This window comes from Dysosmobacter sp. (genome assembly GCF_052306735.1).
In the GTDB taxonomy this organism is placed as follows: Bacteria; Bacillota; Clostridia; order Oscillospirales; family Oscillospiraceae; genus Oscillibacter.
Genome location: NZ_DAWBAJ010000016.1, coordinates 1 through 13121, shown reverse-complemented (window position 1 = coordinate 13121; position 13121 = coordinate 1). Strand labels below are relative to the sequence as shown.

General features: G+C 60.1%; 12 protein-coding genes. 5 read left to right on the top strand and 7 right to left on the bottom strand.

The annotated features are described in order from the left end of the window. Positions 1 to 23: 23 nt before the first annotated feature. The 6 genes from argF to ACT67G_RS05875 all read right to left on the bottom strand — a co-directional run bounded on the left by argF (position 24) and on the right by ACT67G_RS05875 (position 7474). Entirely contained in the window at positions 24 to 1022 is a 999-nt protein-coding gene (gene argF, locus ACT67G_RS05900; protein ID WP_443663452.1) for an ornithine carbamoyltransferase, read from the bottom strand. 45 nt (positions 1023 to 1067) lie between these two features. Next, complete coding sequence (gene arcA, locus ACT67G_RS05895) at positions 1068 to 2291, bottom strand: arginine deiminase (RefSeq protein WP_325244005.1); 1224 nt, start codon at positions 2289 to 2291, stop codon at positions 1068 to 1070. Positions 2292 to 2450: 159 nt separating this feature from the next. Continuing rightward, the gene (locus ACT67G_RS05890) at positions 2451 to 4439 is read right to left on the bottom strand and encodes a M56 family metallopeptidase (protein WP_443663450.1); all 1989 of its coding nucleotides are present in this window, start codon (positions 4437 to 4439) and stop codon (positions 2451 to 2453) included. Continuing rightward, positions 4432 to 4821, bottom strand: a complete 390-nt coding sequence (locus tag ACT67G_RS05885; RefSeq protein WP_325247565.1) for a BlaI/MecI/CopY family transcriptional regulator — start codon at positions 4819 to 4821, stop codon at positions 4432 to 4434. The genes ACT67G_RS05890 and ACT67G_RS05885 overlap by 8 nt, the downstream gene beginning before the upstream one ends. Before the next feature lie 146 nt (positions 4822 to 4967). After that, positions 4968 to 6158, bottom strand: a complete 1191-nt coding sequence (locus ACT67G_RS05880; RefSeq protein WP_325247566.1) for a dicarboxylate/amino acid:cation symporter — start codon at positions 6156 to 6158, stop codon at positions 4968 to 4970. 32 nt (positions 6159 to 6190) lie between these two features. Next, entirely contained in the window at positions 6191 to 7474 is a 1284-nt protein-coding gene (locus tag ACT67G_RS05875; protein ID WP_325247567.1) for an L-cysteine desulfidase family protein, read from the bottom strand. A gap of 424 nt (positions 7475 to 7898) precedes the next feature. Here ACT67G_RS05875 and ACT67G_RS05870 point away from each other — a divergent pair, with 424 nt between their 5' ends. Next, positions 7899 to 8762: a patatin-like phospholipase family protein gene (locus tag ACT67G_RS05870; RefSeq protein ID WP_325247568.1), complete on the top strand. Its 864-nt coding sequence runs from the start codon at positions 7899 to 7901 to the stop codon at positions 8760 to 8762. Positions 8763 to 8992: 230 nt separating this feature from the next. Further along, entirely contained in the window at positions 8993 to 10741 is a 1749-nt protein-coding gene (locus ACT67G_RS05865; RefSeq protein WP_443663448.1) for a Na/Pi cotransporter family protein, read from the top strand. 36 nt (positions 10742 to 10777) lie between these two features. Here the strand turns inward: ACT67G_RS05865 and ACT67G_RS05860 are convergent, their stop codons facing one another. Then, on the bottom strand, positions 10778 to 11029 hold the full coding sequence (locus ACT67G_RS05860) for a hypothetical protein (RefSeq protein ID WP_443663446.1): 252 nt from the start codon (positions 11027 to 11029) through the stop codon (positions 10778 to 10780). Between ACT67G_RS05860 and ACT67G_RS05855 the strand changes: the two genes are divergently transcribed. The 3 genes from ACT67G_RS05855 to ACT67G_RS05845 form a co-directional block, all read left to right on the top strand. Continuing rightward, positions 11011 to 11934: a transporter substrate-binding domain-containing protein gene (locus ACT67G_RS05855; protein ID WP_443663444.1), complete on the top strand. Its 924-nt coding sequence runs from the start codon at positions 11011 to 11013 to the stop codon at positions 11932 to 11934. The two genes, ACT67G_RS05860 and ACT67G_RS05855, sit on opposite strands and share 19 nt — an antisense overlap. 98 nt (positions 11935 to 12032) lie before the next feature. Continuing rightward, a complete protein-coding gene (locus ACT67G_RS05850; protein ID WP_325247572.1) occupies positions 12033 to 12821 on the top strand; it encodes an amino acid ABC transporter permease in 789 nt (262 codons plus the stop codon). 1 nt (position 12822) lies between these two features. Continuing rightward, a partial coding sequence (locus ACT67G_RS05845) for an ATP-binding cassette domain-containing protein (protein WP_443663487.1) occupies positions 12823 to 13121 on the top strand: 299 nt, incomplete at its 3' end.

The window sequence follows — 13121 nt, the reverse complement described above, 5'->3', positions numbered from 1 at the left end:
AAGCTCCCCTCCCTCAGCGGCCATCAGGCGCCGATGGTGGCCACCAGCACGGCCTTAATGGAGTGCATCCGGTTTTCCGCCTCGTCAAAGACCACGGAGTGCTTGCCCCGGAAGACTTCGTCGGTGACCTCCCGGATATCCACGCCCTTGTCCTTCCACTCCTTGGCCAGCTTCGTCTCAAAGTCGTGGAAGGAGGGCAGGCAGTGCATATACAGCACATGGGGGTTCCCGGTGGCCTGGAGCACCTCCTCCGTCACCCGGTAGGGGGAGAGGAGCTTGGTGCGCTCGGGGATCAGGGCTTCTTCGCCCATGGAGGCCCAGATGTCGCCGTAAATGACGTCGGCGTCCTTGACAGCGGACATGTCGCTGGTGATCTCGATGCGGGCGCCGGTCTCCTTGGCGGTGGCGGCGGTGGAGCGGAGGATCTCCTGATCCATCTCCTTGGCCAGGGAGTCCGGGCCGATACCCACGAAGTGCATGCCCATCTTGGCGGCGCCGATCATCCAGGCGTAGCACATGTTGTTGCGCACGTCGCCGGGGAAGACCACCTTCACTTGGTTCAAGGGCTTGTGGCAGTGCTCTTCAATGGTCATCATGTCCGCCAGGATCTGGGTGGGATGGTCGGCGTCGGTGAGGCCGTTCCACACGGGAACGCCGGAGTACTTGGCCAGGTCCACCACGGCCTGCTGGTCAAAGCCCCGGTACTCGATGCCGTCGAAGAAGCGGCCCAGCACCTTGGCAGAGTCCTCCAGGGACTCCTTCTTGCCCATCTGGGAGCTGCCGGCGTCCAGATAGGTGACGTGGGCACCTTCCTGGGTGGCGGCCACCTCGAAGGAGCACCGGGTGCGGGTGGAGGTCTTTTCAAAGAGCAGCACGATGTGCTTGCCCTCCAGGGTCTTGCCGGGGATGCCGGCGCGGCGCTTGGCCTTGAGGTCGTGGCCCAGGTCCAGCAGGTACCGGATCTCGCAGGGGGCAAAGTCGTTGAGGGTCAGAAAGCTCCGGCCTTTCAGATTCACAGCCATAATGTCAGTCTCCTTTGAAGTTGATGTTGAAAAATGTTGAGGATTTCAGGGATCGTCCCGCCACAACGGCATGGACATGCACCGGGGACCGCCTCGGCCACGGGAGAGCTCCGCGCTGGGGATCTCGTGGATCCGGACTCCCGCCTCCTCCAAAGAGCGGTTGGTAACATAGTTGCGGGAGTACACCACCACCTCTCCGGGGGCGATGGCCAGCGTGTTGGACCCGTCGCTCCACTGCTCCCGGGCGGCATCGATCTCGCTGCCCTGTCCGCAGGGGATCAATTTCACGGCGTCCAGCTCCAGGTGCTCCTTGAGGATATCCTCCAGGCGGCCGTCCTCCTGCCGGATGGACATTTTGCCCCCCTCATCCAGCTCCATGACAAACACGGTAATCTCCTTGAGAATGTTGGGGTGGACGGTGAACTTGTCGTAGTCCACCATGGTGAACACCGTGTCCAGGTGCATGAAGGAGCGGGTTTTGGGGATGTTGAAGGCCAGCACCTTTTTGAAGGTCTTGCTGCGGGAGAGCACCGTCTCCGCCAGAGCATCGATGGAGTCCTCCTGGGTGCGCTGGGAGATGCCCACCGCCAGCACCTGGGGGGAGAGCACCAGGATATCGCCGCCCTCCAAAGAGGAGGTCTCCCCCCGGTCATACCACTGGGGGGCGTTTTTGTAGACGGGATGGTGCTGGAAGATAAACTTGCCGAAGAGGGTCTCCCGGTTGCGGGTGGGGGTGTGCATCTTGTGGATGGACACGCCGGTGCCGATGGTGGCGAAGGGGTCCCGGGTGAAGTAGAGGTTGGGCAGGGGATCCACGGCGAAGGGGTAGTCGTCCCCGGCGTCCGAGAGGTAGTCTCCCAGCCGCACGCCCTCCCGGCGCAGCTGGCTTTTGCGGACGCCCGCCATCATGGCGGCGATCATCTCCCGGTCGGGCAGGGCGCCCAGATAGTCCTCCAGGCTCTCCCGCAGGCGGGGAGAACGGAGATCCGCCTCGTCCAGGAACTGGCGCAGCAGATCCCGGCGCACCTCTCCGTCGGTGATGGACTCTGCCACCAGGTCGGAAAGGTACACCACCTCCACCCCCTGTCCCCGCAGACAGTCGGCAAAGGCGTCGTGCTCCCGCTGGGCCTCCCGCAGATAGGGGATGTCGTCAAACAGCAGCCGTTCCAGGTATTCGGGCATGAGATTTTCCAGCTCTCCGCCGGGTCGGTGCAGCATCACGCGGCGCAGCCGCCCGATTTCGGAGGTGTTGTGAATTCCGGTTTCCAATGAGGTCACTCCTTTTTGGGGATCGTTACAGTGGTCGTCCGTTAGGTTGCCTGCTTTTGCCCATTTCATGCGTTTTCCATGGAAGATTGTTTTGATGTTTGAAAAAACGCGCAAAAAAGATGCCCGCTCAAAGAGCGGGCATCTGAAAAGGGCGAATATTCAGGCCACAGGCGCGGCCGCCTGGGTGTCTGCCACCGGGCCGGAGGTACAGTGGAGGGCACCCTGGCTGTCCACGGACATGAGGGCCAGGTCCTCCCGGGTGACTTCGGACTGAAAGGGGCTGAGGGAGTCGTTGACCAATTCCACCAGGGCATCCTGCTGGGGAATGATGTAGGAGAGGTGCTGGTGATAGGTGCGGCTCCAGGCGGAGACGCCTTCCCCGGGCAGCGTGACAAACCGGATATCCTCCGCCTGCAATCCCCCCAGGACGGCCTGCTGGGCAAACCAGAGAAGATTGGACGGGGAGAGGTCGGTAGTGACATTTTCCGCAAGCACCTGGGTAAACTGGTTGATCTTGGAGAGATTTTGAACCTGGAGCAGCTGCTCTGCCATGGCTTTGAGAAACGCCTGCTGGGTCTCAATGCGGCCGATATCACCGTTGGAGTAACCGTTTTTTCCCTCCCGGAACCGGATGACGCCCATGGCCTGTTCCCCGTTGAGAGTTTGAGGCCCTTTGCTGATATGGATGGAGAGATCCTGATAGGGGTCCTCGTAATCCATATCCATAGGCACGTCAAAATACACGCCGCCCATGGCGTCCACCATCTCCCCCACGGCGTCCCACTCCACCTGAATGGTATAGTCCGGGGCGAAGCCCACCAGCTCCGTGACGGTCTCCCGCAGCCGGGCCATGCCCTCCTCTCCGCCGCCGTAATACTGGTACACGGAGCCAATTTTTTTTATATCCCAAGGGACGTTCACCATGGTGTCCCGGGGGATGTTCAAAACCGTCATTTGCTGGCCCGTGACGTCGTAGGAGGCCAGGAGGATGGCGTCGGTATTGCTGTCGGGGCCTGCCTGACCGGCGATCAGCACCGTATAGATGTCGGCGCTTTTCCGCTCTCCGGTTACTTCCGGAGCCGCGGTGTCCCCAGAAGTCTGGTCAGCGGTGCCCGCTTCTGCCGGAACCTCCTCCCGGACGCAGGCGGAGAGCACCAGGGCAAGACACAGCACGCCGCACAGCACCGACCAGCCCCGTCCCCGCTTCCGGGGAGCGTCCAGAATCCGCCCCAGCCGATGGCGCAGGGCTCCGGCCCCGCCCCGCAGGGAGGTGGACACCGCCGGATACCGTCCGCCGGAGGCGGCGGAGAGGATCACCGCTCCGTATGCCCGGCGGTCCGCCGCATCCGCATTTTGCAGAACGGATTCGTCGCAGCTTTGCTCCAGATCCCGGTCCAGCCGGTGCCGCAGCAGCCACACCAGGGGATTGAACCAGTGGAGGGCGTTGGCTGCAAGAGCCAGGACTTTCCACAAAAGGTCCCGGCGCCGCCAGTGGGTCAGCTCATGGCGCAGGACCCACTGGGCCGTCTGCGGCTTTTCCGTTCCCTGGGGCAGCAGCAGCGCCGGACGCAGCAGTCCCGTCAGCATGGGGGAGGCCAGGCCCGGCAGCACCAGCAGCCGGGGCGGACGGCGGTCCCGGGCCGTCAGGACCCGGTATTGGGCCAGCAGGGCTGGGTCCGATACAGGCCGGGCCCAGCGCCGGACTTTCCGGGAAAAGAGCAGGTGCCCGGTGATCTGATAGAGGAGAAAGAGAATCACGCCCGCCAGATACAGCCCCGCTGCCGCAGCTTTTGGTGAGATGCGGGTGGAAGGCACCGCCGCTGTCTCCGGGACGCCGTGAGACGCTTCCCCGGCGGGAGCAGGCTCCAACGGCTGCATAGGATCCGCCGGGGCCGTGTCCGGCAGCACCTGCACCGCCACGGCTTCTTCCGCTGCCGCTTGAGAAGGAGCGGCCGCCGGCGCGGCGGGAATGGGCAGATGCAGCCAGGGGGCGATCAGCAGCGCCAGTACCAGCAAACACCACACCCTCCGGCGGCCTGCTGTTTGGAGATGCCGGTCCCACAGGGGCGTCAGCAGTGTGATGGCGGCAGCCGCCGCCCCCACGGCGGCGGAGATCCGCACCAGAGGGATGCTCCAAAGCTCACTCATGGGATGCCTCCTTTTCCTCCAAAAAGCGGCGCAGCTCCGCCAGATCCCGGTCACTGATGGAGTGGCCGTCGTACAGGGCCGCCACCAGGCCGGTGACGGAGTTGCCGTAGAGCCGCTCCAGAATGGTGCGGCCCTCCCGCTGCTGATACGTCCGCTCATCGATCAGCGGGGCGTAGAGATTGTTGCGCCCCTGCTTTTCCCGGCGGAGAAAGCCTTTGTCGCAAAGGCGGCCCAGGGCAGTCATCAACGCCCCCAGGGCCCAGTCCCGGCGGCCCCGCAGGGCCTGCTGGACATAGGTGGAGCTCACCGGCTCCCCGGCGGCCCACACCGCCTGCATGATCTCCAGCTCCGCGTCCCCCAGCCGCCGAATGGTCTCTTCCATGGTCATGACACCTCCTTTGAATATTATACAGCTGTATAAGTTAACTGTATTATACGACTGTATAATTTGAAATGTCAAGGGGGAAGAGACGTTTTTACAAAAAAAGCGCCCGCTCGAAAGAGCGGGCGCCGGGGATGCAGGAGCAATCACATGGTGAAGTCGATCTTCTTCTCCTCGATGTTGTGCTTTTTGGCATAGCCGGTGAGCATCAGGGTCAGGGCGCCGTCGCCGGTGACGTTGCAGGCGGTGCCGAAGGAGTCCTGCAGGGCGAAGATGGTGAGCATCAGGGCCGTGCCGGTGTCGTCGAAGCCCACCACGGAGATGATGAGGCCCAGGGAGGCCATGACGGTGCCGCCGGGGACGCCGGGGGCGCCTACCGCGAACACGCCCAGCAGCACGCAGAAGAGGATCATGGTGCCGATGGAGGGGATGGAGCCGTAGAGGATTTTGCTGACGGTCATCACGAAGAAGACCTCCGTCAAAACGGAGCCGCACAGGTGGATGTTGGCAAACAGGGGGATGCCGAAGTCCACCATGTCGGGGCGCAGGGTCTTGGCCTTCTTAGCGCAGCGCAGGGCCACGGCCAAGGTGGCGGCGGAGGACATGGTGCCCACAGCAGTGATGTAAGCGGGGCCGTAGTGCTTGAGCACTTCCATGGGGTTGGTGCCGGAGTAGGCGCCGCCCAGGCCGTACAGCAGAGCCAGCCAGATGTAATGGCCGATCATGACGATGATGACCACGATCAGGAAGATGGGCAGCTGCTTGGTGATGGTGCCCTCATAGGACAGCGTGCAGAAGGTGCAGGCGATGAAAATGGGCAGGATGGGGATGATGACCTTGGTGACGATCTTCAGCACGATCTCCTGGAACTCCTGGAGCACGTTGGCGATGACCTTGGCATTGGTCCAGGTGGCGGCCAGGCCCACCAGCACGGAGAACACCAGGGCGCTCATGACGGACATGATGGCCGGGATGTCCAGCTGGAAGATGGCCTCGGGCACTTCCTTCAGGCCGTCCACAGTGGAGACGATGTTCAGGTTGGGGATGATGGCGTAGCCGGCGGCCATGGAGAACAGGGCCGCACCCACAGAGGAGACATAGGCGATCAGCAGCGCCACGCCCAGCATCCGGGAGGCGTTGGAGCCCAGCTTGACGATGGACGGGGCGATGAAGCCGATGATGATCAGGGGCACGCAGAAGGAGATCAGCTGGTTGAGGATGTACTTGACGGTGACGATCACCTGCAAAATGCCGCCGTTGGGGATGACCAGGCCGATCAGGATGCCCAGGACTACGCCCACCAGCAGCTTGAACGGCAAGCTCTTGATGATTTTCATGGTGATACCCTCCTAAAAAGATTGTGTATGGGTCACAGACCGGTCATGATCCGGATAATCTCCTTATCCGTCTCCCGCATGCCGTCATGGCCCAGACGACCGATATTGCGGATGGTGTTTTCCACACCCTTGGTGACGATGCCGTCACCGCCGTAGAATTGCTGGCCGTCCTTGTACATCTGATAGCCCAGGATACCCACATCCACAGCAGTGGCGATCTTAGCGGCGCAGGACGGCTTGGCACCGTCGCAGATCATGCCGGACACCGTAGCCAGGGAGTTCACCAGGGCGTGCGTGATGCCCTCATAGCCGCCGCCCAGCAGCCAGGCGATGGCCGCGCCGCTGGAACACCCGGCGCTGACTGCGCCGCAGTAGGCGGACAGACGGCCGATGCCGGTCTTCAGGTGGATGGTCAGCAGGTCGGAGAGGGTCACGGCCCTTACCATTGTATCGTGATCCACGTCCAAATATTTCGCATATACGATGACGGGAACGGAAGCGGTGATGCCCTGGTTGCCGCTGCCGGAGACAATGATCACCGGCAGTTCGCAGCCGCTCATGCGGGCGTCGGATCCGGCGGCGGCCATGGCCCTGGCACGGACCTTCACATCGTCGCCGTAGTTGCGCAGCAGCACGGAGCCGATATTGGCGCCCCAGTTGCCGGCGATACCGGCCTCGGCGATGGCGTAGTTATAATTGATCTGACGCTCCACCATCTCCCGCACGTCATCCACGTTCATGGTTTCCACGAACTCCAGAATATCCTGCACGGACATGAAGCTGCGGTCCGTCAGGGAGGCGGCAGCGGGAGAGTCGGCGGTGTGGCCCGCTTCCAGCAGGACCTCGCCATCCTTTTCCACATAGACGATATTGGTGTGATAATCCGAGATGCGCAGCTTGACGAAAGACGCTCCTGCCCGCAGTGTCAGGATGATGTCGAAAATGACATCCCCTTCCGCAGGAAGGACCTTGATCTCGTGGCTGTCCAGATACGCCTTGATGGCTGCCTTGTCCTCGTCGGATACTTCGGCAATGACCTCCAGGATCTTGTCGGCCTTTCCAGCAACAATACCGGCTGCCGCAGCGGCTTCAATGCCGTGAAGGCCGCCCGTATTAGGCACCACCACACTCTTGACGTTCTTGATGATGTTTCCGCTGGCTTCCACCAGCACAGTCTCCGGCAAGCATCCCAGCACCTCGCGTGCCTTCGCCGCGCCATATGCAATGGCGATCGGCTCAGTACACCCCATGGCCGGGACAAGCTCTTCACGCAGAACCTGAATGTAGTTCTGGTAACGGGTGTCCGCAGGCTGCATGGCATTTCCCTCCTTTGTAAAAATCCAAAATTTCAGAATCCGGGAAGGAATTCCCGGTGATTCCAAAAAGAATTATACATGGCTTTGTCAAAATATACAAGTAATTTTTAAAAAAATGTACTTTAGCACAGCAAATAGCACAACTCGCCACTCTTAAAAACGACAGAAATCCTTCAAATAATGAAAAATCTCCTGCATATTACGCTTGAAAAGTAATAGGGCGCGGAAAAAAATTTATAATTTGTCCACGATAGGGAGACAACCGGACCTGGATTCGGGGCTGCGGCGTCCGGTTTACTTTTTTCGGCGGCGATGGTATACTGAAGCGGAACGAATTCTTCTGAGAACCGTGCTCCGTATGGGGAAAAACAACTCCGGCGGCCCGAAAGACGGCGGATGGATTTTGAAAAAGGAAGTGACGAGCATGAAGACCGGACTGGTGCTGGAGGGCGGCGCCCTGCGCACCATCTTTTCCTCCGGCGTGTGCGACGCGTTTTTGGACGCGGGAGTGCCTCTGCCGGATTACACGGTGGGCGTCTCCGCCGGGATCGCCTATGGCGTCAGCTATCTCTCCCGGCAGAGCCGACGGAACCTGAAGCTGCTGACCACCTATGCCCGGGATCGGCGGTACATGAGCTGGGGCAATCTGCTCAATCCCGGTAACCGCTCCTATTTTGGGCTGAAATTTTCCTATGAGACCATTCCCAATCAGCTGGTGCTTTTTGATTACGCGGCCTTTGAGGCGTATCCCGGCACCGTGGAGGCGGTGGTCACCAATGTGGACACCGGACGGGCGGAGTATCTGCCCGTCCCCCGGCGGGACGAGCACTTCCTGCTGCTCCAGGCCACCTGCGCCATTCCGCTGATGTTCCCCATCATCCGCATTGACGGCCAGCCCTACCTGGACGGCGGCTGCGCCGACGCCATCCCCTGGAAGCGGGCTTTTGAGGAGGGCTGCGACCGGGTGGTGGTGGTGCTGACCCGGGAGCGCAGCTACCGCAAGACGCCGGACCGGACTTTCCCGGCCCTGGCCCGGGCCTTCTCCCGGTATCCCGCCTTTGTGGAAGATCTGCGGACCCGCACGGAGCGCTATAACCGGAGCCGTGAGGAACTGTTTGCCCTGGAGCGGGAAGGACGTGTCCTGGTGATCACGCCGGAGGATACCACGGGCTTTTCCCGCACGGAGAAGGATCTGGACAAGATCCGGCGCATGTGGCAGTCCGGCTACTTCGCCGGCCGCCGGGCGTTGGAGGACGTCCGGGCATTTTGGCAGAAGGATCCTTCCTGAGACCGCTTTTGACAGCCGCCGTTTCTTCTATGAAGAAGCGGCGGTTTTTTTGCACAAAATGCGCATGGCTTATTCCATACTTCATACAATAATTTACGCAAATTTTTCATTTTCCACATGCGGCCTCTTCCCAGGCCCTGATTTTGCATATATAATGGTGGCGCATCATAAAATCAGAACCGGTGCCGCTGGACGGGGCCGGAATATGGAAGATCAAAAGGAGCGGTTCCATGGATCTCTTCTCCATTTTTACGCTGTGCGGAGGCCTGGCGTTTTTCCTATACGGCATGACCACTATGTCCAAGAGCCTGGAAAAAATGGCCGGCGGCAAGCTGGAGCGCCTGCTGAAAAACATGACGTCCAACCCCTTCAAGAGCCTGCTGCTGGGGGCGGGAATCACCATTGCCATCCAGTCCTCCTCCGCCATGACGGTGATGCTGGTGGGCCTGGTGAACTCCGGTGTCATGGAGCTGGGGCAGACCATCGGCGTCATCATGGGCTCCAACATCGGAACGACCCTCACTGCGTGGATCCTCTCTTTGACGGGGCTGGAGAGCGGAAATGTTTTTGTGAATCTCCTCAAGCCCGAGAACTTCTCTCCCCTGGTGGCCCTGGTGGGCATCATTCTCATCATGGGCTCCAAAAAGCAGAAGCGCCGGGATATCGGCCGGATCATGGTGGGCTTTTCCATTTTGATGTACGGTATGGAGCTGATGAAGGAGGCTGTGAGCCCTCTGGCCGATATGCCGGAGTTTGCCAGCATCCTCACCGCTTTCAACAATCCCCTTCTGGGCGTGCTGGTGGGCGCTGTGTTTACAGGCATCATCCAGTCCTCCGCAGCATCTGTGGGCATTCTGCAGGCCCTGGCGCTGACGGGATCCATCACCTATGGCATGGCCATCCCCATCATCATGGGCCAGAATATCGGCACCTGCGTCACGGCCCTGCTGAGCTCCATCGGCGTCAACCGCAATGCCAAGCGTGTGGCGGTGATCCATATCTCCTTTAATATCATCGGCACCGTGGTCTGCCTGATTTTGTTCTACGGCGGGAACCTGATCTTCCACTTTGCCTTCATGAACCAGCCTGTGGGCGCAGTGGGCATCGCCTTCTGCCACACGGTGTTCAACGTGTTCACCACCGTGATTCTGCTGCCGTTCTCCCGCCAGCTGGAACAGCTGGCGCGGAGACTCATCAAGAGCGAGCCCAAGAAGGAGCATTTCGCCTTCCTGGATCCCCTGCTGCTGCGCACCCCCGGTGTGGCCGTCAGCGAGTGCGTGAACATGACCGTCCAAATGGGACAAACTGCCCGGCGCAATGTGCTGCTGGCCATTGAGCAGCTTTCCGACTACCAGGAGTCCCGGGAGACAGAGATCCTGGAAAATGAGGACAAGCTGGATATCTACGAGGATCGCCTGGGTGGGTATCTGGTGGAGATCTCCCAGCACGGCATCTCCATTGCCGACAGCCGCACCGTTTCCCGCCTGCTGCACGCCATCGGCGATTTCGAGCGCCTGGGAGACCATGCTCTCAATCTCCAGGAATCCGCCCGGGAGCTCCACGAAAAGGAGCTGCATTTCTCCGCCGCCGCAGAGGCGGAGCTGGAAGTGCTGCTCTCCGCGCTGCGGGATATTCTGGATCAGGCGCTGAACAGCTTTTCTGCCGACGATCCCGATACCGCCAAGAACGTGGAGCCTCTGGAGGAGACGGTGGACCGCCTGATCGAAGAGATCCGGGTGCGCCATATCCAGCGGCTGCAGACGGGAGAGTGCACCATCCGGCTGGGCTTTGTCCTCAACGATCTGCTCACCAACTTCGAGCGGGTGTCCGATCACTGCTCCAACATCGCCGTATCCATCATCGAGGAGCACAACGGCGAGGCGGACCGTCATGCCTACCTACACAGCGTCAAGGCTGGCGGAGATTTCTCCGCGGATCTGGATCGGGATCTGGAAAAATACCGGCTGCCCGGGCAGTGAATTTGGGACAAGCACGATGAATATTCATTTCAATATTCATTTTTCTTCCGGCAGGTTTTGGGGATTTTCTCCAAAACCTGCCGCTTTTTTGGCGGCTTTTGGTATCATGACGGAAAGATAGGAAACCGAAGGCAAATAATTATTCATATTTTTGTGGAAAAGCATTGACATTGCCTGGTGGAAGTGATAAGGTAGGGCATGTTCCAAAGCAGGGTGCTGCGGCGCCCGCGGAGGATTGGAAAATTCGTTTGGAAGAGGATGAAACCAATATGAAGAAGTTTTTTGCATTGCTGCTGGCTCTGGCCATGACCATGAGCCTGGCCGCCTGCGGCAGCTCTGAGGAGACCACCGAGGAGACTACCGACGGCGATACCGCTACCGAGGAGACCACCGATTACGCCTCCATGAGCGATGAGGACCTGAAGGCCGCCATCACCACCGTTACCGCCGGCACCCTTACCGTGGCTACCAGCCCCGACTTCGCCCCCTATGAGTTCTACGCCATCGGCGAGGACGGCCAGGCCACCCTGGCGGGCTTCGAGATGAGCCTGGCTCAGTACATCGCCGACTACCTGGGCTTGACCCTGGAGGTCGTCCCCATGGACTTCGACGGCACCTTGATGGAGCTGCAGAACAAGAGTGTGGACCTGGGCATGGCTGGTTACTCCCCCAAGCCCGAGCGTGAGAACATCATGGACTTCTCCGAGATCTTCTACACCGGCGGCCAGTCCTTTGTGACCACTCAGGCCAATGCCGATAAGTTTACCTCCCTGGAGGATACCAACAAGGCTGAGTACTCCATCGGTGCCCAGACCGGCTCCATCCAGGTGGATCTGGCCATGGCCAACTCCCCCGACGCCGACATCATCCAGCTGCCCAAGGTTCCCGATATCATTACCGACCTGCTGGCCGGCAACCTGGACGGTGCCTACATCGAGACCGTCGTGGCTGAGACCTATGCCAAGAATTATCCCGACCTCAACGTGCTGCTGGATGTCCCCTATGAGCAGGAAGGCTCCGTGGTGGGCGTCTCCAAGGGCAACGCCGCTCTGCTGGAGGGCGTGAACCGTGCCATCGCTGCCGTCCTGGAGGATGGCACCATGGACCAGTTTGTCACCGAGGCCAATGAGCTGGCTTCCGGCACCACCTATGAGGGCCTGCTGGACGAGAACGGCCAGGCCGCTGAGGGCTGAGCCACCTTTGTGTGTTTTCCAATTCCTCCCCCGAACGCTGGGGGAGGAATTGGCGTGTTTTTTAAGGGTCTTGAACAAATAGAGAAAGGGGTCACCCCATGGGAACCTTTATCCAGCTGAAAAATTTCGAAGCCCTCCTGCCTTACGCCGGCATGTTTAAGGAGGGCCTGATCGTCACGGTGCTGCTGGCCTTGTTCACCGTGTTGATCGGTTTCGTGCTGGCTTTGGTGCTGGCCATTATGCGGATGTCCAACATCTGCCCGTTCCGTTTTCTGGGCCTGACCCGGGACGGCCATCTGCGGGACGGCGGCTTTTTGCTGCATCTGAGCCGCTTCAACCCGGTGAGTTTCCTGGCCACTGCCTATGTGGAAATCATTCGCTCTACGCCCGTGGTGGTCCAGGTGTTTATTATCTATTTCGGCGTGTTCAGCGCCCTGTTCGATCTGCCTTCTTTCAAGATCTTCGGGTTCATTGCCTTCAACCGCTTCTTCCCCGGCGTGGTGGCCCTGGCCATGAACTCCGGCGCCTACCTGTGTGAGATCATCCGTTCCGGCATCCAGTCCATTGACGGCGGCCAGACGGAGGCTGCCCGGTCCCTGGGGCTTACCCAGACCCAGAACCTGCGGTTTATCATCCTGCCCCAGGCCATCAAGAACATTCTTCCCGCTATCGGGAACGAATTCGTTACCATCATCAAGGAGTCCGCCATTACCTATACCATCGGCGTTCAGGACATCATGGCCATGGTCAATGCCATCAAGACCTCCGCATTCATTATCATGGAGCCTCTGCTGGTGGCCACAGCACTGTACTTCTGCCTGTGCTTCCCACTTTCCAAGCTGATTGCGTATATCGAAAGGAGAATGAGCCGTGGCGACCGGAGATAAGCTGATTCAGGTAACCGACCTGAAGAAATACTACAACAAGGGCGCCATCAAGGCTCTGGACGGCGTCACGGTCAATATCGACCGGGGCGACGTGATGGTGGTCATTGGGCCCTCCGGCTCCGGCAAGTCCACCTTTTTGCGGAGCCTGAACCTGCTGGAAGAGCCCACCGGCGGCTCCATCGTGTTTGACGGGGTGGACATCACCAAAAAGAAGGTGCGTACCCCTGAGGGCAAGCTGGTGAAGCTGGACATCGACCAGCACCGCCAGAAGATGGGCATGGTGTTCCAGCACTTCAACCT

Coding starts and splice junctions, on each gene's coding strand:
- argF (WP_443663452.1), bottom strand. CDS start 1,022: ATGGCTGTGAATCTGAAAGGCCGGAGCTTTCTGACCCTCAACGACTTT.
- ACT67G_RS05890 (WP_443663450.1), bottom strand. CDS start 4,439: ATGAGTGAGCTTTGGAGCATCCCTCTGGTGCGGATCTCCGCCGCCGTG.
- ACT67G_RS05885 (WP_325247565.1), bottom strand. CDS start 4,821: ATGGAAGAGACCATTCGGCGGCTGGGGGACGCGGAGCTGGAGATCATG.
- ACT67G_RS05880 (WP_325247566.1), bottom strand. CDS start 6,158: ATGAAAATCATCAAGAGCTTGCCGTTCAAGCTGCTGGTGGGCGTAGTC.
- ACT67G_RS05875 (WP_325247567.1), bottom strand. CDS start 7,474: ATGCAGCCTGCGGACACCCGTTACCAGAACTACATTCAGGTTCTGCGT.
- ACT67G_RS05870 (WP_325247568.1), top strand. CDS start 7,899: ATGAAGACCGGACTGGTGCTGGAGGGCGGCGCCCTGCGCACCATCTTT.
- ACT67G_RS05865 (WP_443663448.1), top strand. CDS start 8,993: ATGGATCTCTTCTCCATTTTTACGCTGTGCGGAGGCCTGGCGTTTTTC.
- ACT67G_RS05855 (WP_443663444.1), top strand. CDS start 11,011: ATGAAGAAGTTTTTTGCATTGCTGCTGGCTCTGGCCATGACCATGAGC.
- ACT67G_RS05860 (WP_443663446.1), bottom strand. CDS start 11,029: ATGCAAAAAACTTCTTCATATTGGTTTCATCCTCTTCCAAACGAATTT.
- ACT67G_RS05850 (WP_325247572.1), top strand. CDS start 12,033: ATGGGAACCTTTATCCAGCTGAAAAATTTCGAAGCCCTCCTGCCTTAC.